This is a genomic window from Nesterenkonia lacusekhoensis (genome assembly GCF_017876395.1).
Classification (GTDB): Bacteria; Actinomycetota; Actinomycetes; order Actinomycetales; family Micrococcaceae; genus Nesterenkonia; species Nesterenkonia lacusekhoensis.
Genome location: NZ_JAGINX010000001.1, coordinates 1,612,031 through 1,636,002, shown reverse-complemented (window position 1 = coordinate 1,636,002; position 23,972 = coordinate 1,612,031). Strand labels below are relative to the sequence as shown.

Sequence of the window (23,972 nt, the reverse complement as noted above, 5' to 3'; positions counted from 1 at the left end):
GCACCCTCAGCGCGAAGACTTCTCCATCTCGATGGCCTTGCGCATGGTCTTCCGCGCCCTGGTCCGGTCGGAGGCCACATCGTAGGCGATGGAGAGCCGGAACCAGCTGCGCCAGTCCTCGGGGTGCGCCTCCGCCTCGGCGGCGTAGCGGCGGAACTGCTCGTCGGCCTGGGCCTTGTCCGCCCGGCCGCCGGGGGAGCGCTCCACTGTGTCCTCGGGCAGGCCGTCTTCGGCGTCGAGGATCCGGCCCAGGCGTTCTGTCCTCCAGCCGAAGGAGATCTCGCGCCAGAGCACCCAGGCGCCGATGAGCACCAGCAGCAGTGCGCCCACACCGATGCCGCGGGCCAGCAGGTCATCGGTCCGCAGGAAGCGGGAGGCGCTGATGACCGCACCCACCAGGAAGATGGTGAGCAGGGTGATCATCACACCCGTCCAGAACTTCGCCTTCACGTCTGAGTCCTCTCCGGCCTAGAGGCCCAGGTCCAGATAGCCGTCCAGCCCGTGGGTCAGACCCGGCCGGGAGGCGGCGGTGCGCAGGCCCAGCAGCACGCCGGGCATGAAGGAGGCGCGATCGAAGGAGTCATGCCGGAAGCTCAGCTGCTCGCCGGCCGAGCCCAGCAGCACCTCCTGATGGGCCACCAGACCGCGCAGTCGCACCGAGTGGACGTGGACATCCTCCACCACGGCACCGCGGGCACCGTCAGGGTCCTTCTGCGTGGCGTCCGGGGAGGGCCCGACGCCGGCCTCTCGCCGGGCGCGTCCCATCAGCTCGGCGGTCCGAGCCGCGGTGCCGGAGGGGGCGTCGACCTTCTCGGGGTGGTGCAGCTCGATGATCTCTGCGGACTCGAAGTACTGGGCGGCCTTCGCGGCGAAGGCGGAGGCCAGCACGGAGCCCAGGGCGAAGTTCGGGGCGATCAGCACGCCGACCTCAGGGTGTTGCTGCAGCAGGGTCTCCAAGCGTTCCAGGCGCTCGCCGTCCCAGCCGGTGGTCCCGACCACGGCGTGCAGTCCGTTCTCCACGGCAAAGCGCACGTTGTCCTCGGTGACGTCTGGGACGGTCAGGTCCACGAGGTGGGTGGCTCCGGCCTCCAGGACCATCTCCAGGGAGTCGCCGCGGCCCAGCGCGGCCACCAGCTCCATGTCCTCGGCATTGTCGACGGCCTTCACGGCCTCGGCTCCCATGCGTCCCTGGGCACCCAGGACGGCTGTACGAATGGCTGCTTCACTCATAGGGACCAGACTATCGCCCAACGATCCATGTTCATTTCTGTTGGATTCTGTTGAAACATGGTGTTTAATGATGGCCGTCACATCTCAGAAGACACTGATCTCAGATCAGCGTCACACACCACAGACAGAAAGGACACGGCGTGCTGGCAGCTCAACGGCGAGCGGCGATCCGCAGCCTCATCGAAGCCGAAGGAGCCCTCAGCGTCTCCGATCTCGCGGCCCGCTTCGAGGTCTCCGATATGACCATCCGCAGAGACCTCGATGCTCTCTCGGCCGCAGGCCACCTGGCCAAGGTCCACGGCGGAGCAGTGGCCGCAGAGGATGCCGAACCCCATCACCGCACCGAGGAGCCCGGCTTCGAAGCCAAGTTCCTCCAGCAGGAGGCCGAGAAGAGCGCGATCGCACAGGAGGCCCTCGCCCTGGTCGAGCCTGGGATGTCCGTGGGGCTCTCCGCCGGCACCACCACCTGGACCCTCGCCCAGCGGCTGACCGCCGTGCCCGATCTGACCGTGGTGACGAACTCGCCGCGCATCGCAGACACCTTCCACAGCGCCGGCGACAGCCAGACCGTGATCCTCACCGGGGGAGTGCGCACCCCCTCCGACGCCCTGGTCGGGCCGCTGGCGGTGAACTCGCTGAAGACCCTGCACCTGGACCTGCTGTTCTTCGGCACGCACGGCTTCTCCGCCCGCACAGGCTTCACCACCCCCAACCTTCTCGAGGCTGAGACCAACCGGGCGCTGATCGGCACCGCCCAGCGCGCAGTGGCACTGGCCGATCACAGCAAATGGGGAGTGGTCGGCATCGCCACCTACGCCGCGCTGGAGGAGATCCATACGCTGATCACCGACGCCGGCCTGAGCCGCGAGGCCCAGCAGGAGCTTCAGGAGCACGTCGACCACGTGGTCCTCGCCCAGACCACATCAGCCCGGACCACATCAGCCCACACCGCATCCGAACAGCCCACCCCGAGGAGCCGTCCATGAATCTGACCCACGCCCATCTCGCCGACGGGCGGGACATCTTCTTCTTCGACGACGAGCCGCGCGAGCGGACCGTCGAGGACCCCCGGGAGATCACCCGGCCCGAAGGCGGCAACGAGATGCGCTTCGACCCCTTCCTCCAGGAGTGGGTGGCCATCGCCGCGGCTCGGCAGAACCGCACCCATCTGCCCAGCAGCGACCAGTGCCCGCTGTGCCCCTCCACCCCGGAGCGCGCCAGCGAGATCCCGCAGGCCCAGTACGACGTCGCCGTCTTCGAGAACCGCTTCCCCTCCTTCCGCGGCGACGAGCCGGTCCCCGCGGACCTGCTGAGCACCAGCGACGCCGAGCAGGAGGCCGCCGGACTGGTCCAGCCCGGCTCGGGGCGCTGCGAAGTCGTCTGCTTCACCGATGACCACACCTCCCAGCTGGCACAGGCCACCACCACGCGCATGCGCACGGTGGTCGACGCCTGGGCCGCCCGCAGCGAGGCGCTGCTGCAGATGCCCGGAGTGGAGCAGGTCTACTGCTTCGAGAACCGGGGTGAGGAGATCGGGGTGACCCTGCACCACCCCCACGGTCAGATCTATGGTTACCCCTTCATCACTCCTCGGACCCGCCGGATCCTGGACTCCGCAGAGAGCTACCGCCAGCGCCGGGACTCGGACCTGTTCGCCGACGTGCTCGCCGCGGAACAGGCTGAGGGCAGCCGCATCGTCCGCCGCACTGAGCACTGGACCGCCTTCATCCCCGCCTGGGCCCGCTGGCCTGTGGAGCTGCAGATCTGGCCCAACCGGCCGATCGAACGGCTGCCCGAGCTCACCGAGGCCGAGCGCGACGACTTCGCCGAGCTGTACCTGGACATGCTCCGCCGCGGCGACCGGCTCTTCAGCGGCCGACTGCCCTATATCTCCGGCTGGCAGCAGGCTCCGCGCTCAGCCTCCCAGGGCCTGATGCGTCTGCACTGCCAGCTCTTCTCCATCCGACGGGCGGAGAACAAGCTGAAGTACCTGGCCGGATCCGAGTCCGGCATGGGCGTGTTCATCAACGACATCGCTCCCGAAGAGATGGCCCAGCGTCTGCGCGACCTCGCCGAGGATGCAGCAGACCCAGCCGCAGCAGACCCAGCGGCAGCCGGCACCGCCAGCACAGAAGAGGAGGCCTGAGATGGCCGAGAAGATGACACAGGGGACCTGGGCCGCTCCGGGCCGGGTCAACCTCATGGGCGAGCACACCGACTACAACGGCGGCTTCGTCCTGCCCTTCGCCTTGTCGCAGACCACCACAGTGGCCGCCGCGGTCCGTGACGACCGCAGGGTCACCGTCCGGTCCTCCCGCGACGACACCGACCAGTCCGACACCGACCAGTCCGGCGCTGCCGTGGAGTTCAGCCTCGACGGGCTGGCCCCGGGCGAGGTCGACGGCTGGGCCGCCTATGTGGCCGGCACCCTCTGGGCCCTGGAGCAGGCGGGGTACCGGGTGCCCGGCCTGGATCTGCAGGTGGACTCGACTGTGCCGGTGTGAGCAGGTCTCTCCTCCTCGGCGGCGTTGGAGTGCGCTGTCGGGCTGGCCGGCGCTGAGCTGGGCGGGCACCGGATCGACCGGCTGGAGCTGGCCGGACTGGCCCAGCGAGCGGAGAACGACTTCGTGGGGATGCCCTGCGGGATCATGGACCAGGTCGCCTCCCTGGCGGGCGAGCAGGGCCATGCCGTGCTGCTGGACACCCGCAGCCTCGAGGTCGAGCAGGTGCCCTTCGTCCTGGAGGAGGCCGGGCTGTCTCTGATGGTCATCGACTCCCGGGCCGAACATCGGCTGGTCGACGGCGAATACGCCGCCCGACGCCGCCAGTGCGAGCAGGGTGCCCAGCTGCTGGGGCTGCAGAGCCTGCGCGAGCTCAACGACGCCGGCACCACAGCCGAGCAGCTGGCTCACCGCCTGGAGGGCCTCACCGAGGACGAGGCCATCCTGCGTAGGCTCCGCCATGTGCTCACCGAGAACGACCGCGTCCTGGCCGCCAGGGACGCTCTGCGTGCCGGCCGGCCCGCAGACTTGGGTGTGATTCTCACCTCATCGCATGTCTCTCAGCGGGATGACTTCCAGATCACCGTTCCGGAGACCGACACCATGGTGGAGGCGCTGCTGGAGCACGGAGCCTTGGGAGCACGCCAGGTCGGAGGCGGCTTCGGCGGATGCGTGATCGCCCTGGCGCCCTCCGAAGAGGTTCCGAAGCTGCTCGCGGCAGCCGAAGCCAATGCCAGGCCGTATTCAAGTGGTCGTCGCAACACCTACCTGATGGAGGTGTTCGATGGGCATTGGCCCAAGGCAGAAGAGGGCAAGGGAATATCGCGGTCAGATCGTCTCTCCTGGGCGCCCAACGGTGGCTTGGCGCGAGGACCGTGTGCGGTTCTGGCAGGCCATCGCTGCAGGAGCTAAGACCCGAGAGGCCGGTGAAGCCGCCGGTGTCTCCGAGCCTGTAGCTCACCGTTGGTTCCGACATGCTGGTGGCGTGAATCCACACTTGGCCTCGACTGTTTCCGGACGGTATATCTCCTCCTCTGAACGGGAGGACATCGCTTTATGGCGAGCCCAAGACAGCGGGGTCCGTGAGATCGCCCGTCGGCTGGGGCGTAGCCCATCGACGATCTCACGGGAGCTACGGCGTAACGCCTCGACCAGGACCTATCAGCTGGAGTACAAGGCCTCGATTGCTCAGTGGCATGCTGAGCGGCGCGCCCGCCGTCCGAAGACCGCGAAGATGGTCACCAACGACCGGCTGCGCCAGTACGTCCAAGACAAGCTCAGCGGTGAGATCATCACCGCCGAAGGTGAAGTTGTCGGCCCCGAGGGCCCGGCCTGGGATGGAAAGAACAAGCCCCACCGTGGGGACCGTGAATGGGTCACCGCCTGGAGTCCGCAGCAGATTGCCAAGCGGCTGCCACTGGAGTTCCCCGATGACCCGACCATGAGGATCTCTCATGAGGCGATCTATCAGGCCCTCTACGTCGAATCCCGCGGCGGGCTTGCCCGGAAGCAGTCCTGGCACCTGCGCCGAGGTCGCACCAAGCGAATGCCCCGGGCCCGCACACGGCAGGAAGCCTGGGCTCATGTCACTGCCGAGACCGTGCTGCAGAAACGCCCCAAGGAGGTCGAGGACCGCAAGATCGCCGGCCACTGGGAAGGTGACCTGATCATCGGACTGAAGCGTTCGGCCGTGGCCACGTTGATCGAGCGCACCACCCGCTACGCGATACTGGTCCACCTGCCCCGCCAGGCCGGGTACGGGCAAATTCGACCAACGAAGAACGGCCCGGCACTGGCGGGGTATGGGGCGTTGACCATGAAAGACGCTCTGGCGAAGTCGATCACCCATCTGCCTGAGCAGCTGCGCCGTTCTTTGACCTGGGACCGCGGCAAAGAGCTCTCGGCACATGCGCTGCTGACGAAAGAGACTGGGCTGCCGGTGTACTTCGCTGACGCGAAGAGTCCCTGGCAGCGTGGCTCCAACGAGCACCTCAATGGTCTGCTTCGGCAATACTTCCCGAAAGGCACTGACCTCTCCAGGTGGAACGCCACCGAAATCGCAGCTATCGCCACCGCCATGAACAACCGGCCACGCGGGATCTTGGGGTGGCGCACTCCCGCCGAGGCGTTCGCCGATCAACTACGCTCAGTCCAACAACACACTGTTGCGACGACCAGTTGAATACGGCCAGTGACCGGGAGTACAGTAGGCCGCTGGCTCTGACGGCGCAGCCCTCATCAGGGGCTCGCCGCATCACCGAGTGACGGTCCGGATCTGCAACACGGTCCGGACCTGGATCACGGTGTGGAACTGAACCTCAGAAAGACTCTCAACGAGGAGACCTTGGAATGACATCAGTACGATCGACATCGTCTGAGACGAACTCCGGAAGCGTGGCGTGGGTGGTCCTGGTGGCCGCCTTCGGCGGCTTCCTCTTCGGCTTCGACGTCGCCGTGATCAACGGCGCTGTCCAGCCGCTGCAGGAGGAGTTCGACCTGGGCGAGCTCAGCCTCGGCTTCGCCGTGGCCTCAGGACTGCTGGGCGCGATGCTCGGCGCGTGGGTCGGAGGGCCCATCGTGGACCGCATCGGCCGTGTGCGCTCGATGCAGATCGCCGCAGTCCTCTTCTTCCTCTCCGCCATCCTCTCCGGACTGGCCTTCACCGCCTTCGACTTCGTGCTCTGGCGCATCCTGGGCGGCATCGGCGTCGGTATGGCCTCCGTGCTGGCCCCGGCCTATATCGCAGAGGTCGCCCCCACTCGGATGCGTGGACGTCTGGGCTCGATGTGGCAGATGGCCATCGTGCTCGGCATCTTCTTCTCCGCCGTCTCCAACGCCTTCCTGGCCAATCTGGCCGGCGGTGCCGGATCGGAGTTCTGGCTGGGACTGGACACCTGGCGCTGGATGCTCATCGCTGAGGCTGTCCCGGCGCTGATCTATGGCCTGCTGGCCCTGTCCATCCCGGAGTCTCCGCGCTACCTGGTCGGTATGGGCCAGGAGGATAAGGCACGCAGGGTCCTCTCCGAGATCGTGGGAATCTCCGGCCGCGAAGAGCTGGATCAGAAGGTCGCGGAGATCCGCGAGACCATCAACTTCGAGGCTCGGCAGAAGCTCAAGGACCTGATGGCCTCCGGCAAGATCATGCCCATCGTGTGGGTGGGCATCGGCCTGGCGGTCTTCCAGCAGTTCGTCGGCATCAACGTGATCTTCTTCTACTCGGACACGCTCTGGCAGTCCGTGGGCATCCCGGAGGAGCAGTCCCTGCTCATCCAGATCATCTCCACCTCGGTCAACGTGCTCTTCACCGTGGTCGGCATCGTGATCGTGGACAAGGTCGGCCGGCGCATCCCGCTGGCGGTGGGTTCGGCCGGCATGACCGTCACGCTGGGTGTGCTCGTGCTGGCCTTCAGCCAGGCTGAGGTCCAGAATGCCGCCGACGGCGCAGTGACCCTGCCCGAGCCCTGGAACCTGATCGCGCTGATCGCCGCGAACCTCTTTGTGGCCTTCTTCGCCGCCACCTGGGGCCCCTTCATGTGGCTGCTGCTGGGCGAGATGTTCCCCAACCGCATCCGTGCGGTGGCCCTGGGCGTCACTGCGGCGTTCAACTGGCTGGCGAACTTCGTCATCAGCCTGTTCTTCCCCTACATGGCCGAGCTGTCGCTGGTCTTCGCCTACGGCCTCTACGCCGTGGTCGCGCTGATCTCCCTGATCTTCGTGCTCAAGTGGGTCCCGGAAACCAAGGGCCGCGAGCTGGAGGACATGCAGGAGGGCGCCTACCAGCGCGCAGCACGCTGACAGTTCAGCACTGACGGTTCAGCACGCTGAACCCTGATCAGTGAATCCTGATCAATGCTGGCCGTGTCCCTCAGGGACGCGGCCCCGCCACGGAGGCGCTGGCCCGATGGGTCAGCGCCTCCAGTGGTCCGCGGCGGCGCAGCAGCGCCTTCACCAGTCCCAGTCCCAGCGCTCCCAGGATCAGACCGGTGAGGATCGTCGTCCCGTCGTAGTCGCGGAGGAGGTCGGGGGCGCCCAGGACCGGGCCACCGTCGTCGTCGGTTCCCCTCCAGAGATGCAGGACGATCAGGTGGCCCACGTAGAGGCTCAGCGGCATCGCCCCTGCCCCGATCAGCGGGGCCAGCACCCATCTGAGCCGTTCGGTCACCAGCAGGCAGACGCCGAGCACCAGCATGGCGCAGCCGATGGTGTGTACCAGGTCCACTGTGGAGCCCTCATGCGGGGTCACCAGGCCGAACCACCCGGGGTCGGTCACCAGCGGCACCTGGTGGGTGCCGGTGAGCAGTTCGCCGCGCAGGTAGCGCTCCTGCAGCGGGAGATCCTCCAGGATGCGTGAGGCCACGCCCGGCATCATCAGTCGGCCCACCAGATACCCGGCCCCGGCCAGGATGGCTCCGAGGCCCACCAGGTTCAGCGCCGTGGAGCTGCGGTCCAGACGCAGCCTCCCGATGGCCAGTCCGGTGAAGAGATAGGCCGGCCAGATCAGCAGCGGATAATAGCCGGTCAGCGCCAGGTCCATGCCCAGCACCGGCGAGACGGCCAGGTCCTCGAAGCTGGGGGAGTGCCACAGCCGCCACATGTCCGGGAAGCCCTCCAGCCGATCGCGAAGATCGTTCTGCAGCCACCAGAAGGCCACTGGTGCGACCAGCACCCAGCCGGTGGCCAGAGCGAACAGCGCCCGGGCGCCCAGCCGCAGGAACGGCAGGGCCAGCAGGAACAGAAGCCCGTAGTGGACCAGGATGATGGCCACTCCGGAGTCCAACATCGCCGCCCCCATGCCGAGCACCACGATGAGTCCGGCACGCACGGTGATCAGCTTCCGGTCCCAGGCCACCCGAGCGTCGGAGCGGTCAGCCTCAGGGCCTCCGGTCAGCAGCGCAAGCCCGACGCCGGCCAGCAGGGCGAACAGTGCGGCCGGGCGACCGGTGAACAGCATGCCGGCCCAGGTGGGGTCATCGGTCAGCGGGTCAGTGGTGGGCAGGACATGGACGGCCATCATGCCCAGCAGAGCCAGCCCGCGGGCCGCATCCACCCCGGAGATCCTCGTCCCTGCTCGGGAACCGCGTCTGAGAGTGTCGGCTGACTTCACAGACGGTAGGCTACTTCCTATGGCAGGACACCACGAGCCCACGCACGACTTCGACCCGTACCTGGCGGAAGGCGAAGTCAAACACCCGGATCAGACAGACCCGTACTTCGGTCATCTCATCACGGCCATGGTCACTCCGTTCACCAAGGACGACACCGTCGACTATGAGGCCTTCGAGGCGCTGGCCGAGAAGCTGGTCAATGAGGGCAACGACGCCCTCGTCGTCTCCGGCACCACCGGGGAGACCTCCACTCTGGAGGACGATGAGAAGGAAGGCCTGGTCCGGGCTGCGAAGTCGGCCGTGGGAGACCGTGCGAAGATCATCGCCGGCACCTCCACCAACCACACCTCCCACGACCTGGAGGTCGCCAAGCGTGCTGAGCGCGCCGGAGCCGACGGCCAGCTCGTGGTCACCCCGTACTACAACAAGCCCAGCCAGGACGGCGTGCTGGCCCACTACACCGCAGTGGCCGACGCCGCGGACCTGCCGCTGATGATCTATGACATCCCCGGCCGCACCGGCATCCCGGTGGCCACGGAGACCATCCTCCGCCTGGCCGAGCACCCCCGGGTGATGTGCCTGAAGGACGCGAAGAACGACATTACCGCCACCACTGAGGTGCTGACCAAGACGGACCTGGAGATCTACTCCGGCGATGACCAGAACGTGCTGGCCTGGATGGCCATGGGCGCGGCCGGCGTCGTCTCCGTCACCAGCCATGTGGCCGCACCGACGTTCCGTCACATGATCGACTCGGTGCTGAACTATGACCTCAAGGAGGCCCGGATCGCCCATGGCGAGCTGGGCCCGGTCATCCGCGGCATGATGACCCGCGTCCAGGGTGCCGTCTCCTCCAAGCTGGCACTGAACTGGCTGGGCTTCGGCATCAATACAGACGTCCGGCTTCCGCTGGTGGAAGCCAATGAGCAGGAGAAGCAACTGGTTCTGGCAGACCTCCGCGAGGCCGGCTGGAACCTCTGATTTGAAGGAGAGAACCTACGTGGCAGCAGAGCGTCTGAGCACCCCGCCCAAACTCAAGAACGGCACCATGCGGATCGTGCCGCTGGGCGGTCTCGGGGAGGTCGGACGCAACATGGCCGTCTTCGAGCTCGACGGCAAGATCCTCATCGTCGACTGCGGCGTCCTCTTCCCCGAGGAGGAGCAGCCGGGCGTGGATCTCATCCTGCCCGACTTCAGCTACATCGAAGACCGCCTGGACGACGTCGTCGGACTGGTCCTGACCCATGGTCATGAGGACCACATCGGCGCAGTGCCCTACCTGCTGCGCCGCAAGCCCGACATCCCGCTGATCGGCTCCCAGCTGACCCTCGCCCTGATCGAGGCCAAGCTGCAGGAGCACCGCATCAAGCCCTACACCTTGGCGGTGAAGGAGGGCGACATCGAGGACCTCCACCCGTTCCAGTGCGAATTCGTGGCGGTCAACCACTCCATCCCGGATGCGCTGGCGGTGTTCATCCGCACCGAGGCCGGCACTGTGCTGCACACCGGTGACTTCAAGATGGACCAGCTGCCGCTGGACGGGCGGATCACGGACCTGCGCCACTTCGCCAAGCTGGGCGAAGAGGGAGTGGACCTGTACCTCTCCGACTCCACCAACGCGCACGTCCCCGGGTTCACCACCCCGGAGAAGGAGATCGGCCCGGTCATCGAGCAGGTCTTCGGCCGGTCCGAACGCCGGATCATCGTGGCCAGCTTCTCCTCCCACATCCACCGGGTCCAGCAGGTGCTCGACGCCGCCGAGGCCCACGGGCGCCGGGTGGCCTTTGTGGGCCGGTCCATGGTGCGCAATATGGGAATCGCCTCCAAACTGGGCTACCTGAATGTGCCCGAGGGCATCCTCATCGACATCAAGAAGGTGGACCAGCTGCCGGACAGCGAGGTCGTCCTCATGTCCACCGGTTCCCAGGGCGAGCCCATGGCGGCCCTGTCCCGCATGGCCAACGGCTCTCACCAGGTCCAGGTCGGTGAGGGAGACACCATCATCCTGGCCTCCTCGCTGATCCCCGGCAACGAGAACTCCGTCTACCGGGTCATCAACGGACTGATGAAGCTGGGCGCCGACGTCATCCATAAGGACAACGCCAAGGTCCACGTCTCCGGGCACGCCTCCGCAGGCGAGCTGCTCTACACCTACAACATCCTTCAGCCTAAGAACGCGATGCCGGTCCACGGCGAGACCCGGCACCTCATCGCCAACGGAAAGCTGGCTGAGGAGACCGGTGTGGACCCGGACCAGGTCCTGGTGTGTGAGGACGGCTCCGTGGTGGATCTGCGCGACGGCGTCGCCCGTCACGTCGGACAGGTCGAGTGCGGATACGTCTACGTGGACGGCTCCTCCATCGGTGAGATCACCGATTCCGACCTCAAGGACCGCCGCGTCCTGGGGGAGGAGGGCTTCATCTCCGTCATCACGGTGGTCAACCGCCAGACCGGCCAGATCGTCTCCGGCCCCGACATCCACGCCCGCGGCGTGGCGGAGGAGGACAAGGTCTTCAAGGACGTCAAGTCCAAGATCGCCCGCGCCCTCACCGAGGCCATCCAGGACAACAAGGAGCACACCACCCATCAGCTCCAGCAGATCGTCCGCCGGACCATCGGATCCTGGGTCAACCGGAAGCTGCGCCGGAAGCCGATGATCGTCCCGGTCGTCGTCGAGACCTGAGGCCGGAGGCGGGGCGGCGGAAGCCGGCCGCCGCCCCGCCTCCGTCGCGCACCACGGGCCTGCGTTGAGGCCGAACACACGGACCTGAACGCAGGCCAAAGGTGTGCCGATCAGTGACGTGACGCGCCGATGCCGGTAGGTTAGCTGGTATGGCGACACGTACTTCCCCCTCGCGAGCCGCCAGCACCTCAGGAAAGAACTCCAAAAGTGCCAACGGCCGCGCGACGACGTCGAAGAATCAGAAGAAGACTGCCCCGGAGGAGCCCCAGGGCAGCATCTTCGCGACCGCGATGCGCGGGCTCTGGATGGCTTTCGCCACCCCGGCCGGCGGTGCTGTCCGCGGCATCGGACGGCAGGTCAAGATCCACCCGGATGATCGCCGCGACAGTGCCGGGCTGGTCTTCCTGCTGCTGGCTGCGCTGACGGCCGTCGTCGACTGGTGGGGAGCTCGTCAGACCGATCACTGGCTTCCGGGGATCGTCCACAACGGCACGGCCGGAACCTTCGGCTGGGCCTCCGTGGTCCTGCCCGTGGTCCTCTTCGTGACCGCCATCCGCTACTTCCGGCACCCCCAGGACCATGACGACAACGGCCGCGTCGCCATCGGCCTGACTGTCATCCTGTGCTCCACCGCCGGACTGGCCCACCTCTGGAACGGCATCCCGCCGCTGAATGCCGCCTTCGATGACCTGCTCGCCTCCGGCGGCATCGTCGGCTATCTGGTCGCCTCGCCGCTGGCCTCTCTGATCACGCCCTACCCGGTGTGGGCGGTGCTGGGGCTGACGCTGCTGGCCGGCATCCTCGTGGTCACCGCCACTCCGGTCCGCCGGATCCCTGACCGCATCGCCGTGGCGAAGAACTACATCGTGGGAGAGAAGTCCCACGAACCGGTCGCGGACGACACCCTGCCCCTGGGCGGCCAGGCCCAGCAGAAGACCGCTCAGCAGAAGACCGCCCAGCAGAAGAGCTCGCGTCAGGGCGAAGCCGACGACGCCGCGGAGTCGGCCCTGGCCAATCCGGCACAGACCAATGCGGCCCAGACCAAGTCTGCACCCCGCCGAGCCAAGAAGCAGGCGGCGGATGAGGTCTTCGCCGAAGAGACTGAGTCCGAAGCCCCCGAGAAGCCCAAGAAGGGGCTCCTCTCCAAGCTCATGGGCACCGAGGACCATGATGACGAGCCCGCGCCTGAGCTCTACGACATCGACAGCGTGGAAGCCGCACGGGCCGCCGAAGGCGCCTTCGACCAGGGCGCCGTGGAACGTGAGTCTGCGGATGTCTCCGCCGCTCAGGAACCCGCCGTGCCGCCGGGGGTCAAGCGTCCCACCGCTCAGGAGCTGGCGATCCAGCGCGCCCGCGAGAAGGCCGAGGCCGAGCAGGCCGCGCAGCCTGACGACGGTGGGTCCGAGCAGGCGGGAGCCCACTCTGCCGGAATGCCTGCGCCGTCCGGCACGGCACCGACAGCGCAGCAGACCGGTGTCCAGGAGACCCCTGCGGAGCCCGCGGACCTGCCGGTGCGCTCCGAGCAGCTCGAGCTGGCCGGAGACGTCACCTACACCCTGCCGGACCAGTCCATGCTGCCCGCCGGCCCTCCGGCCAAGGACCACACCACCGCCAACGACGAGATCGTCGAGGCGCTGAACCAGACCTTTGCCCAGTTCAAGGTGGACGCCCAGGTCACCGGCTTCTCCCGCGGCCCCACGGTCACCCGCTATGAGGTGGAGCTCTCTCCGGGCACCAAGGTGGAGAAGGTCACCTCCCTGGAGAAGAACATCTCTCTGGCGGTGGCCTCCAACGAGGTCCGCATCCTGTCCCCGATCCCGGGCAAGTCGGCCATCGGCATCGAGATCCCGAACAAGGACAAGGAAGTCGTCGCCCTGGGTGATGTGCTGCGCTCCAACGCCGCACGCAAGACCGAGCACCCCATGGTCATGGGCGTGGGCAAGGACATCGAGGGTGGCTACGTGGTGGCCAACCTCGCCAAGATGCCCCATATGCTGGTCGCCGGTGCCACCGGCGCCGGTAAGTCCGCCTTCGTGAACTCGATGGTGACCTCCATCCTGATGCGGGCCACCCCGGATGAGGTCCGCATGGTCATGGTGGACCCCAAGCGCGTGGAGCTCACCGCCTATGAGGGTGTGCCGCACCTGGTCACCCCCATCATCACCGACGCCAAGAAGGCGGCGGAGGCGCTGCAGTGGGTCGTCAAGGAGATGGACAACCGCTACGACGACCTTGCCCACTTCGGCTATAAGCACGTCGATGACTTCAACAAGGCTGTCCGTGCCGGCAAGATCCAGCTCCCGCCGGACTCCAAACGTGTGCTGCGGCCCTACCCCTACCTGCTGGTGATCGTCGACGAGCTGGCAGATCTGATGATGGTGGCCCCGCGCGACGTCGAGGACTCGATCGTGCGCATCACCCAGCTGGCCCGTGCTGCGGGCATCCACCTGGTGCTGGCCACCCAGCGTCCCTCGGTCAACGTGGTCACGGGTCTGATCAAGGCCAACGTGCCCTCCCGCATGGCCTTCGCGACCTCCTCGGCCACCGACTCCCGCGTGGTGCTCGACTCCGTGGGCGCGGAGAAGCTGCTCGGTCAGGGCGACGCCCTCTTCCTGCCCATGGGGAGCGCCAAGCCGATGCGTGTCCAGGGCGCCTGGGTCAACGAGTCTGAGGTCCACGGCGTGGTCGAGTACGTGAAGTCTCAGCTGAAGGCCCAGTACAGCGAGGACGCGGTGCAGGCCATGGAGCCCAAGAAGAAGGAGATCGACGAGGACATCGGCGATGACCTGGATCTGCTGCTGCAGGCCACCGAACTGGTGGTCACCACGCAGTTCGGCTCCACCTCCATGCTTCAGCGCAAGCTGCGCGTCGGCTTCGCCAAGGCCGGGCGTCTGATGGACCTCATGGAGTCCCGCGGCGTGGTGGGCGAGTCCACCGGGTCCAAGGCCCGCGATGTGCTGGTCAGCCCTGAGGAGCTGCCCGGCGTGCTCGCCACCATCAAGGGGGAGGACGCCCCGACCGCCGCGCCTTCGGAGGATGCCCCGGACGCGTATCAGCAGGACGTGGTCGGCTACGAGCCCGGGCAGTCGGTGGCGGCTCCCGGCGCGGCCGCCCCTGCACAGGAGGATGCTCCGGTGCCGGACTACGACGCCGGCCCGGCACCCACGGCGGAGACGGAAGCCGTCCGGCCCCAGCGCAGCGGCCCCGTACCCTCCGGAGGCTCCACGACCTCAGGGATGTCCAGCGCCGATCTGATCGCACGCGATCTGGCGGAGCGCACTCAGGCGCTGCCCACGGCCACGGACTACTACGACGAGGACAGCGCCACAGGATCTGAGGATGCGTGGCAGCTCACCGGGCGCTGAGCCGAGGTGAATTGCTAGAGTCTCGCTATGGCCGAGCCCAATAACGCACCGCTGTTCAACATCGCGAACGTCCTGACGATGCTTCGCATCGTCCTGGTGCCTCTCTTCGTCTGGTTCCTGCTGCTCGATGCCGAAGGCTCGCTGGCCGAGGCCTTCGGCGGCGGGTTGGAGGCCCAGAACGGCGGGTGGCGGTGGGCCGCGGCCGGGCTGTTCGCCGTCGCGATGATCACCGATAAGATCGACGGCGACCTGGCCCGTTCGCGGAACCTGATCACCGACTTCGGCAAGATCGCAGACCCCATCGCCGATAAGCTGCTGATCGGCTCCGGCCTCATCATGCTCTCGCTGCTCAGCGAGCTGCCGTGGTGGGTGACCGTGGTCATCCTGGTCCGCGAGCTCGGCATCACGCTGCTGCGCATGGTCATGCTGCGGACCCAGGTCATGCCCGCCTCCCGAGGCGGCAAGCTCAAGACTGTCCTGCAGACCGCGGGCCTGCAGCTGATGCTGCTGCCGCTGGTGGTCATCGCCGGCTGGTTGGCCGATGTGGCGTTCTGGATCATGATCGCCGCCCTGGTGGTCACCGTGGTCACCGGTGTGGACTACCTGATCTCGGCCCTGCGGCTGCGCCGTGAGTCCAAAGAGACGGGAGCCGCCTGATGCGACGTCGGCACAGTGATGCACACGAGGAGCGCAACTGGCTGGATCAGCGCGGCGCCGAGGTCGACGGCGGCGCCCAGTCTGTGGCCGCCGAAGCGGAGGAGACCTCCGATCCGGTGGAGATCATCCAGCGGGGCGCCCATCGCGGGCTGACCCTCGCCACCGCAGAATCCCTGACCGCCGGCTCCCTGGCGGCACGGTTGGCCGATGTGCCGGGCGCCTCGGCGGTGCTGCTGGGCGGCGTCGTCGCCTACTGCAATGAGGTGAAGCATCACCTGCTCGCTGTGGATGCCGAGCTCCTGGAGTCCCGCGGCGCCGTGGATCCTGCGGTGGCCGCAGCGATGGCGCGCGGAGCTGCGGCGGCCACCGGTGCCGATATCGGCATCGCCACCACTGGGGTCGCCGGCCCGGAGCCCCACGAGGGCAAGGACGTCGGAACCGTCTACCTGGGGCTGGCCTGCAGCGACGAGGCTGTCCAGCGGTTGGGGCTGAGGCTTCCCGACGACTGCGTCGAGGACCTCGAGTATGCCTCCGATGGAGAGGGTGCTTCCTGGTCGGCGGGCTCTCTGCTGCTGAATCTCGACGGCGATCGTGCAGGGATCCGAGAGGCTTCGGTGGAGGGCGCGCTGAAACTTATCGACGATTTCCTGCACACAGAGCCTTCCGGCATCGGCGAACCGCGTTAGAGTGGGAACAAACCCGGGGGAGATCCCGTTGATCCTGGGTGTAACGAGGGCTACGAGTCCGAAGGAGAAAGTCCATGGTGCGACAGCCAGTCACCGTCAACGGCGTCACCCGGTGGAAGGATATGGACGCCGAAGGCGCAGTCACCGCCGATACCAAAGAGGCCAAAGCCGTCGTGCTTCGGCAGGAGATCGGTGATGTGCTGCGCAGCATCCGTCAGACTGAGGGCCGCACTCTCCGCGATGTCTCCCACGATGCCCGCGTCTCTCTGGGATACCTCTCAGAGGTGGAGCGGGGGCAGAAGGAAGCTTCATCCGAACTGTTGGCCTCCATCTGTGCCGCACTCGATGTCCCGCTCTCCGCGATGCTCGGCCAGGTCGCCGAACGCGTAGCAGTGGCCGAAGGCGTGCACGTCCCGGACACTGTGCCCACCGAGTTCCAGCGTGAGTTCGGCCAGCCGGTGGACGGCGGAATGGTCCCGGACGCAGTTCCGGAGGAGTTCGCGAACGAGCAGTTCGCCCGCAGCTGCGGCTGACGCCTGCCGCGTCTCAGCGGCGATGTGAAAGACGTGAAAGGGAGAGGGTCCTGCAGGGCCCTCTCCCTCTTCTCTGCCCGCTTTCTCTCTGCGGCGCCGAGGTCTCTACACTGTTGGGATGACCACTGAGGGGCGGCGGCGCACAGTCCGTGAGCTGGAGCGTGAGTTCAACCGGCTCTTCGTGAGGCGACGGTTCAACGCTCTGCAGATCGCCCGGCGCCTGGATCCGCAGATCGAACCGGCCTCCTATTCGGTGCTGGCCATCCTGCAGCAGGACGGGCGTCAGCGGATGACCTCGATCGCCCGGCAGCTGGGCATCGGCAAACCCACGCTCTCCCGTCAGCTGGCCACCCTGGCCGAACGCGGACTGGTCACCAAGGACACCGACCCGCTGGACGGGCGCGCCCAGCTGATCTCGCTCACCCAGGAGGGTCTGGAGCGGCTGCAGAGCGCTCAGCGGGAACGTGCCGAACGTTATCTGGCGATGCTCGAGACCTGGGAGGAGACTGACATCGAGACTCTCTCCGGGCTGCTGTCCAAGCTCAACCGGACCTATGCCGACTTCGACGCCGAGCAGGGTCCTTCCTATGGTGAGGAGGAGGTGCGTCCATGAGGCTGAGCCGTTTCTGGTCGCTGATGGAGGAGGAGTTCGGCAGCGGCTACGCCCATGTGCTGGCCGACTCCCTGGTGCTGAGCCAGTACCAGAAGACTGCCGGTGAGGCGCTGAGCTCAGGCGCCTCACCCCGTGACGTGTGGGAGGCCGTCTGCGATCAGCAGGAGGTCCCCGCCGAACGGCGGCTTGGCCGGGACATCCCGCCCAAGCGGTGAACGACACGCGGGCAGACATGTTCGAACCTATGTTCGAGGACGCGGTAGGCTCAGGGGAGATTCCGCCACAGAGGGTCTCAGTGCTGCTGCGGCGCGCGCAGGAGTCCACAGCACGGTCCGTGTCACGCGTTCGTGTCAGTGGGGATGCGTAGTCTCGACGGCGTAGGCAATCGTCAGCGAAGAACATCGAATGAACGAGGTGTAGTCATGGCAGTCAGCCAGGACCGGCAGAAGGCGCTGGACGTAGCGCTCGCACAGATCGACAAGCAGTACGGCAAGGGCTCGGTGATGCGCCTGGGCGATGAGACCCGCGCGCCGATCGAGACCATCTCGACCTCCTCCATCTCTATGGATGCCGCTCTGGGCATCGGAGGCTTCCCGCGCGGACGTGTGGTGGAGATCTACGGTCCGGAGTCCTCGGGTAAGACCACCGTGGCGCTGCACGCCGTGGCCAACGCGCAGAAGAACGGCGGCATCGCGGCCTTCATCGACGCCGAGCACGCACTGGACCCGACCTACGCCGAGAAGCTCGGCGTGGACACCGACTCCCTGCTGGTCTCCCAGCCGGACACCGGTGAGCAGGCTCTGGAGATCATGGACATGTTGGTCTCCTCGGGCTCCCTGGACATCGTGGTCATCGACTCGGTGGCGGCCCTGGTGCCCCGAGCCGAGATCGAGGGCGAGATGGGCGACTCCCACGTGGGTCTGCAGGCCCGCCTGATGTCTCAGGCGCTGCGGAAGATCGCCGGACGGCTCGGCCAGACCAAGACCACTGCTGTCTTCATCAACCAGCTGCGTGAGAAGGTCGGCGTCTTCTTCGGGTCCCCGGAGACCACATCCGGTGGTAAGGCCCTGAAGTTCTACGCCTCAGTCCGTGTGGACGTCCGGCGCATCGAGACCCTCAAAGAGGGCACGAACGCAGTGGGCAACCGCACGCGGGCGAAGATCGTCAAGAACAAGATGGCCCCTCCGTTCAAGCAGGCCGAGTTCGACATCCTCTACGGCGAAGGCATCTCCCGCGAGGGCGGCCTGATCGATGTGGGCGTGGAGAACGGGCTGATCAAGAAGTCCGGCGCATGGTTCACCTATGAAGGGGATCAGCTGGGCCAAGGCAAGGAGAAGGCCCGCCAGTTCCTCAAGGACAACCCCGATCTGGCCGATGAGATCGAGCACAAGATCCGCGTCAAGCTCGGAGTCATCACTGAGGAGGAGCCTGCCGATCAGGCCGGTCCCGATCTGAAGCCGGTGGGAGAGACTGCCTGAGCAGTCTCCATCGAACGGGGTGCGCGATGTCTGAGCAGCAGGAGACGCTTGAAGCCCTCCGCCGGGCGGTCGCCCAGATCCAGGAGGGGGCTGCTGAGGGCGGGCTCTTCCAGGACGGCCAGACCGGAGAGAGCCCCACAGGCGAGAGCCCCAGCAGCGGCGGATCCGGCTCCGGTTCTGGCAGTTCCGGTGCTGACAGCGCAGGCTCTGAGAGCTCTGGCTCCCAGAACTCCCGCTCCGAGAGCGACGACAGCCGCAGCGACTATGAGAAGGCTCGCGCGGTCGTCCTGCGTAAGCTCACCGGCTCGGCCAAGAGCCGGCACCAGTTGGCGGAATCGCTGCGTGAGCGCGACTTTGAGGAGTCGGTCATCACTGCGGTCCTGGGCCGTATGGAGGAGGTCCACCTCCTCGATGACGCAGACTTCGCCCGTACCTGGGTGCGCACCCGCCATGAGATGAAGAACCTGGGCCGGGCCGCTCTGCGCCGGGAGCTCAAGGAGAAGGGCATCGAGGAGGCCTTGGCCGAGGAGGCTCTGGAGCAGATCGGCGCTGAGGATGAGGACGCCGCGGCCCGGGAGCTGGTGGCCAAGAAGCTGCGCGGCACCACCATCCCCGTCGGCAACGGGCCGGAGGAGCGCAAGGAGCGGGAGAAGCACACCCGCCGCCTAGTCTTCATGCTGGCTCGGAGGGGCCACTCGCCCGGTGCGGCCTTCCAGATCGTGCGGGAGGCTCTGGACGACCAGGCCGCCCATCAGCGAGCCGACCTTCAGTAGAATTGGGCAGTGATGACAGCGACCGCCGTGACAGACACCGCGAACACTGAAGCCTCTGACGCTGAGGCCCCTGACGCCGGGGCCCTCGGGCGCACCTACGAGGTGCGCACCTTCGGCTGCCAGATGAACGTCCACGATTCCGAGCGGATCTCCGGACTTCTCGAAGATGCGGGCTACACCCGTGCCGAACCGGACAGCACCCCGGATCTGGTCGTCTTCAACACCTGCGCAGTCCGTGAGAACGCGGACAATAAGCTCTACGGCCACCTGGGCCAGCTGCGCAAGACCAAAGAGGCTCGCGACGGCATGCAGATCGCCGTGGGCGGCTGCCTGGCGCAGAAGGACCAGGATTCGGTCCAGGAGAAGGCGCCCTGGGTGGACGTGGTGTTCGGGACGCACAACATCGGCTCCCTGCCCACGCTGCTGGAGCGGTCCCGCCATAATCAGGAAGCCTCCATCGAGATCCTGGAGTCCCTGGAGACCTTCCCCTCGACTCTGCCCACCAAGCGGGAATCTGTGCACTCCGGATGGGTGTCCATCTCGGTGGGCTGCAACAACACCTGCACCTTCTGCATCGTTCCGTCGCTTCGCGGCAAAGAGCGGGACCGGCGGCCCGGCGAGATCCTGGCCGAGGTCCAGGCTCTGGTGGACGACGGAGCAGTGGAGGTCACGCTGCTGGGCCAGAACGTCAACACCTACGGCGTCGAGTTCCGAGACAGGGGAGCCTTCGCCAAGCTGCTGCGGGCCTGCGGGGAGATCGAAGGCTTGGAGCGCGTGCGCTTCACCAGTCCGCACCCTGCGTCCTTCACCGACGATGTCATCGAGGCCATGGCCGAGACGCCCAACGTGATGCCCCAGCTGCACATGCCGCTGCAGTCGGGATCCGACAAAGTGCTCAAGGACATGCGCCGGTCCTACCGGGGCAAGAAGTTCCTCAGCATCCTCGACAAAGTGCGCGAGCGCATCCCGCATGCCGCTGTCACCACAGACATCATCGTGGGCTTCCCCGGAGAGACCGACGAGGACTTCGAAGACACGATGCGGGTGGTGGAGGCCTCCCGGTTCGCCTCTGCCTTCACCTTCCAGTACTCGCCGCGGCCGGGCACTCCCGCCGCCACGATGGAGGACCAGGTGCCCAAGGAGGTCGTGCAGCAGCGCTTCGACCGGCTGATCGCCCTGCAGAACAGAATCACCGCGGAAGAGAACCGGAAGCAGATCGGAACCCAGCAGGAGCTGCTGGTCACGGCCGACTCCGGAGCCAAAGGCTCCGAGACCGGGCGGCTGACCGGGAGGGCGCAGGACAACCGCCTGGTCCACTTCTCCGTGCCGGAGGGAGCCGCCGTCCCGCGCCCCGGCGACTTCGTGACCATTCCGATCACCGACGCCGGCAGCTACCACCTGTTGGCTGACCCCCGCTCGGCCGAGCAGTACAGTCTGCGCGCCTCACGGGCCGGCGATGCTTGGGACCGCTGGCAGGCCGACTCCTGCGGTGTGGGCACCACCCAGGTCACCGGAGCGCAGCCGGGTTCGGTGTCTTTGGGCATGCCCAGTCTGCGTGTGGGCTGACCGTGGCCACAGACCAGACACCGCTGGTGGTCGTCGCCGGTGCCACTGCCTCCGGGAAGTCCGCGCTCGGCGTCGCGCTGGCTCAGCGGCTGGCCGAACAGGGCCGGCCGGGGGAGATCATCAACGCCGATTCCATGCAGCTCTACCGTGGTATGGACATCGGCACCGCCAAGATCACCGCGGAGGAGACGCAGGGCGTCCCGCATCACCTGCTCGATGTCTTGGACATCACTGAAGAGGCTTCCGTGGCCGCCTTCCAGCAGCAGGCGCGCGAGGAGATCGGAGCGATCCGTGCCCGCGGCAACACTCCAGTGATGGTCGGCGGCTCCGGTCTCTACATCCGGGCCGCCACCGACGTCATCGAGTTCCCACCCACCGACCCCCGGCTGCGTGCTGAGCTGACCCGGCAGCTGCAGGATCAGGGCGCCTCCGCGCTGAGGGAGGAGTTGCGTGCTGCTGACCCAGAGTCGGCCTCGCTGATCAAGGACGACCGTCGGCTGGTCCGTGCTCTGGAAGTCGTGCGACTGACCGGTCGGACGTTCAGCTCCTATATGCCCCAGCGGATCTATGAGCCCGCACTGGGAGAGGTCGTCCAGCTGGGTCTGTCTTTGCCGCGCGAACAGCTCCATGAGCGCATCGCGCAGCGGGTGGACCTCATGGCCGAACAGGGTCTGCTCGCCGAGGTCCGGCGGCTCGACCAGCAGGGCCTGCGGCAGGGACGGACCGCCTCGCGCGCCATCGGTTATCAGCAGCACCTGCAGGTGCTCGACGGAGAGCTCACAGAGGCCGAGGCCCTGGAATCCACCATCGTCGCCACCCGCAAGTTCGCACGCCGCCAGGAGACCTGGTTCCGCGCCGACCACCGGCTGCGTTGGATCAGCGGGGTCGAGGAGGCCCTGGAAGCGATCGCCGCCTAGAGTTGTTGTCTATGGAGGAGAAGCCATGGCCTCCCTCCGCGAAGTTCTGTCACCTGCTGCCCACCATCCGCCGAAGAATCCGGAGCGCCCCTTGCCGCATCACCTCGCAGCCCTCGACACTCTGGCCGGAACGCCGGTGACCAAGGCTCATGCCACCGGCAACGATTTCGTCATGCTGGCCGATCCGGCCGGAGAACGCGATGTCGACGCCGATCAGGTCGCTGCCCTGTGCGATCGCCACCTGGGCATCGGAGGTGACGGGCTGATCCGTGCCGTAGCGGCGCACCGCAGCGACGACGCCTCCGCTGAGGAGGCGCTCTCCACAGTGGGGCTCGCCAGCACAGACGAGGCGCCGCTGTGGTTCATGGACTACCGCAACGCAGACGGCTCCATCGCGGAGATGTGCGGCAATGGGGTGCGGGCCTTCGCTCACTTCCTGCTGGCCGAGGAGCTCATCACGCTCGTCGAAGGGCAGGAGCTGACCATCCTCACCCGGGCCGGGCTGCGCACCATTCGGAAGGTCCCAGAGGGCTACGCCATCGGCATGGGGATCTGGTCCTTCATCGATCCGGAGCTCGCTCAGTCCAACGCCTCGGATGCGTTGGTCATGGCTCATGACCTGGAGGATCCTCGACCGGCGCTGAGCATCTCCATGGGCAATCCCCACACGGTGGTGGCCCTGCCCGACCCCGAGATGCTTGAGGCCCTGGACCTGACCCAGAGGCCGACTGTAGACCCGGTGCCCCCGCACGGGACCAACGTGGAGTTCGTAGTGCCCGGGGAGCCGCTGGTCGAGGACGGCGTCGGGCATGTGCGCATGCGCGTCCACGAGCGTGGCGTGGGGGAGACGATGTCCTGCGGCACCGGCGCCTGCGCGGCGGCCGCCGCCGTGCGGGTCTGGGCCGCACAGGACGGCGTCGACACCTGGTCTGTCCGAGTGCCCGGCGGTGAGGTGATCGTGCGCTTCATCCCGCGGCAGGACGGCGCGGAGGACGTGGAGCTCTCCGGGCCGGCCGAACTGGTGATGAGCGGGACCCTGCGCTGATCAGCGCTGCTCGGCGCTGCGGCTGACTCTGAGCAGTCGGAAGCCCTTGTCCGTCTCAGGACGGTCGGCGGTGAAGTCCTCGCCCACTGCGGCCAGCATGGAGCGCATCCAGGTCAGCAGCGAGTCCGCTCCCAGGTTCTTCTGGACCACCAGCCACGCCTCGGCGTCATCGGCCAGCCGCGGCAGCCAGAGCTCCAGCAGCTCGTGGAGCACCTTCTTGCCCACTCGGATGGGTGGGTTGGACCAGATGGTGTCGAAGCGGACCGCCGAGGGCACCTCATCGGGGGACATGACCCGAACGTTCTCCAGGCCCAGGGCTGCGGCATTCTCCGCGCAGAGGGTGCGTGAGCGCTCATTGACATCCACAGCCCAGACGGTGGCCCCCGGGGACCTCATGGCCATGGTCAGCGCGATCGGGCCCCAGCCGCAGCCGATGTCCAACAGATGGCCCGAGGGCGCCGGGTCGGGGACATGCTTGAGCAGCACGGCGGTGCCCTTGTCCACGCCTTCGGGGGAGAAGATCCCGCCGGCGGTGCTGACGGTCACCGACCTGTCGGCCAGTTCGACCTGGAGGCCTCGGCGCTCAAAGGGCGTGTCCGGGGAGGCTGAGAAATAATGCGAGGAGCTCACCTGTTGATCGTAGTATGATTGACCCTATGTGGATCTACTTCATCTGAGTGCCCGGTCTCCGGGCCACCTTCTGCTCCTGCCTGATGCGCGGTCGAGCCTGAACCTCTATCCACATCTGAGCGATCCGCTCAGCGCATAAGCCCCGCTCACCGCCCGTGAGGCGCTCTGCCATAGGACGATGTCCCCGCCG

Annotated in this window: 23 protein-coding genes and 1 pseudogene; 20 read left to right on the top strand and 4 right to left on the bottom strand. The window is 67.0% G+C overall.

Translation table 11 applies throughout. From position 1 onward, the window contains the following. Positions 1–6 precede the first annotated feature (6 nt). Together JOF45_RS07730 and dapB are read right to left on the bottom strand one after the other, a co-directional pair. Positions 7–450: a hypothetical protein gene (locus JOF45_RS07730; RefSeq protein ID WP_210048889.1), complete on the bottom strand. Its 444-nt coding sequence runs from the start codon at positions 448–450 to the stop codon at positions 7–9. Positions 451–468: 18 nt separating this feature from the next. Next, the gene (dapB, locus tag JOF45_RS07725) at positions 469–1,230 is read right to left on the bottom strand and encodes a 4-hydroxy-tetrahydrodipicolinate reductase (protein ID WP_210048887.1); all 762 of its coding nucleotides are present in this window, start codon (positions 1,228–1,230) and stop codon (positions 469–471) included. Positions 1,231–1,370: 140 nt separating this feature from the next. On the opposite strand from dapB, the gene JOF45_RS07720 reads away from it, so the two are divergent. The 7 genes and pseudogenes from JOF45_RS07720 to JOF45_RS07695 all read left to right on the top strand — a co-directional run bounded on the left by JOF45_RS07720 (position 1,371) and on the right by JOF45_RS07695 (position 7,526). Further along, positions 1,371–2,216 (top strand): DeoR/GlpR family DNA-binding transcription regulator, encoded by an 846-nt coding sequence (locus JOF45_RS07720; protein WP_210048886.1) that lies wholly within the window; start codon positions 1,371–1,373, stop codon positions 2,214–2,216. Next, entirely contained in the window at positions 2,213–3,376 is a 1,164-nt protein-coding gene (gene galT, locus JOF45_RS07715; protein ID WP_210048884.1) for a galactose-1-phosphate uridylyltransferase, read from the top strand. Before JOF45_RS07720 ends, galT begins: the two co-directional genes overlap by 4 nt. Position 3,377: 1 nt before the next feature. Next, entirely contained in the window at positions 3,378–3,734 is a 357-nt protein-coding gene (locus JOF45_RS07710; protein WP_210048882.1) for a galactokinase family protein, read from the top strand. Between the two features lie 12 nt (positions 3,735–3,746). Further along, positions 3,747–3,893 (top strand): annotated as a pseudogene (locus JOF45_RS13515) (GHMP family kinase ATP-binding protein); the annotation flags it as partial. After that, a complete protein-coding gene (locus JOF45_RS07705; RefSeq protein WP_342591505.1) occupies positions 3,879–4,643 on the top strand; it encodes a galactokinase in 765 nt (254 codons plus the stop codon). The pseudogene JOF45_RS13515 and the gene JOF45_RS07705, both read left to right, overlap by 15 nt. Next, the gene (locus JOF45_RS07700) at positions 4,588–5,913 is read left to right on the top strand and encodes an IS30 family transposase (protein ID WP_425352350.1); all 1,326 of its coding nucleotides are present in this window, start codon (positions 4,588–4,590) and stop codon (positions 5,911–5,913) included. The genes JOF45_RS07705 and JOF45_RS07700 overlap by 56 nt, the downstream gene beginning before the upstream one ends. Positions 5,914–6,080: 167 nt before the next feature. After that, complete coding sequence (locus tag JOF45_RS07695; RefSeq protein WP_210048880.1) at positions 6,081–7,526, top strand: sugar porter family MFS transporter; 1,446 nt, start codon at positions 6,081–6,083, stop codon at positions 7,524–7,526. Positions 7,527–7,596: 70 nt separating this feature from the next. Here the strand turns inward: JOF45_RS07695 and JOF45_RS07690 are convergent, their stop codons facing one another. Further along, on the bottom strand, positions 7,597–8,835 hold the full coding sequence (locus JOF45_RS07690; RefSeq protein WP_210048879.1) for a heparan-alpha-glucosaminide N-acetyltransferase domain-containing protein: 1,239 nt from the start codon (positions 8,833–8,835) through the stop codon (positions 7,597–7,599). 19 nt (positions 8,836–8,854) lie between these two features. Here JOF45_RS07690 and dapA point away from each other — a divergent pair, with 19 nt between their 5' ends. From dapA to dapF, 13 genes are all read left to right on the top strand, one after another. Beyond that, positions 8,855–9,817 carry a 4-hydroxy-tetrahydrodipicolinate synthase gene (gene dapA, locus JOF45_RS07685; protein ID WP_210048878.1) on the top strand — a complete coding sequence of 321 codons (963 nt, stop codon included), beginning with the start codon at positions 8,855–8,857 and terminating at the stop codon, positions 9,815–9,817. 67 nt (positions 9,818–9,884) lie between these two features. Further along, positions 9,885–11,519 (top strand): ribonuclease J, encoded by a 1,635-nt coding sequence (locus JOF45_RS07680; RefSeq protein WP_245324559.1) that lies wholly within the window; start codon positions 9,885–9,887, stop codon positions 11,517–11,519. A 149-nt stretch (positions 11,520–11,668) separates the two neighbouring features. Next, positions 11,669–14,884 carry a DNA translocase FtsK gene (locus JOF45_RS07675; RefSeq protein WP_210048875.1) on the top strand — a complete coding sequence of 1,072 codons (3,216 nt, stop codon included), beginning with the start codon at positions 11,669–11,671 and terminating at the stop codon, positions 14,882–14,884. 27 nt (positions 14,885–14,911) lie between these two features. Next, positions 14,912–15,541 carry a CDP-diacylglycerol--glycerol-3-phosphate 3-phosphatidyltransferase gene (pgsA, locus tag JOF45_RS07670; RefSeq protein ID WP_210048873.1) on the top strand — a complete coding sequence of 210 codons (630 nt, stop codon included), beginning with the start codon at positions 14,912–14,914 and terminating at the stop codon, positions 15,539–15,541. Further along, positions 15,541–16,227: a CinA family protein gene (locus JOF45_RS07665; protein WP_210048871.1), complete on the top strand. Its 687-nt coding sequence runs from the start codon at positions 15,541–15,543 to the stop codon at positions 16,225–16,227. The genes pgsA and JOF45_RS07665 overlap by 1 nt, the downstream gene beginning before the upstream one ends. A 74-nt stretch (positions 16,228–16,301) precedes the next feature. After that, positions 16,302–16,760, top strand: coding sequence for a helix-turn-helix domain-containing protein (locus JOF45_RS07660; protein WP_210048869.1), 459 nt, complete (start codon positions 16,302–16,304; stop codon positions 16,758–16,760). A gap of 118 nt (positions 16,761–16,878) precedes the next feature. Next, complete coding sequence (locus tag JOF45_RS07655) at positions 16,879–17,373, top strand: MarR family winged helix-turn-helix transcriptional regulator (RefSeq protein WP_210048868.1); 495 nt, start codon at positions 16,879–16,881, stop codon at positions 17,371–17,373. Beyond that, complete coding sequence (locus JOF45_RS07650; RefSeq protein WP_210048867.1) at positions 17,370–17,588, top strand: DUF3046 domain-containing protein; 219 nt, start codon at positions 17,370–17,372, stop codon at positions 17,586–17,588. Before JOF45_RS07655 ends, JOF45_RS07650 begins: the two co-directional genes overlap by 4 nt. Before the next feature lie 207 nt (positions 17,589–17,795). Further along, positions 17,796–18,851 carry a recombinase RecA gene (recA, locus tag JOF45_RS07645; protein ID WP_210048866.1) on the top strand — a complete coding sequence of 352 codons (1,056 nt, stop codon included), beginning with the start codon at positions 17,796–17,798 and terminating at the stop codon, positions 18,849–18,851. Between the two features lie 26 nt (positions 18,852–18,877). Next, positions 18,878–19,624, top strand: a complete 747-nt coding sequence (locus JOF45_RS07640) for a regulatory protein RecX (protein WP_210048865.1) — start codon at positions 18,878–18,880, stop codon at positions 19,622–19,624. 12 nt (positions 19,625–19,636) lie between these two features. Beyond that, a complete protein-coding gene (gene miaB / locus JOF45_RS07635) occupies positions 19,637–21,190 on the top strand; it encodes a tRNA (N6-isopentenyl adenosine(37)-C2)-methylthiotransferase MiaB (RefSeq protein ID WP_210048864.1) in 1,554 nt (517 codons plus the stop codon). A 2-nt stretch (positions 21,191–21,192) separates the two neighbouring features. Beyond that, complete coding sequence (gene miaA / locus JOF45_RS07630) at positions 21,193–22,107, top strand: tRNA (adenosine(37)-N6)-dimethylallyltransferase MiaA (protein ID WP_210048863.1); 915 nt, start codon at positions 21,193–21,195, stop codon at positions 22,105–22,107. Between the two features lie 25 nt (positions 22,108–22,132). Next, positions 22,133–23,152: a diaminopimelate epimerase gene (dapF, locus tag JOF45_RS07625; protein WP_210048861.1), complete on the top strand. Its 1,020-nt coding sequence runs from the start codon at positions 22,133–22,135 to the stop codon at positions 23,150–23,152. Here the strand turns inward: dapF and JOF45_RS07620 are convergent, their stop codons facing one another. Beyond that, positions 23,153–23,782 carry a class I SAM-dependent methyltransferase gene (locus tag JOF45_RS07620; RefSeq protein WP_210048859.1) on the bottom strand — a complete coding sequence of 210 codons (630 nt, stop codon included), beginning with the start codon at positions 23,780–23,782 and terminating at the stop codon, positions 23,153–23,155. Positions 23,783–23,972 lie beyond the last annotated feature (190 nt).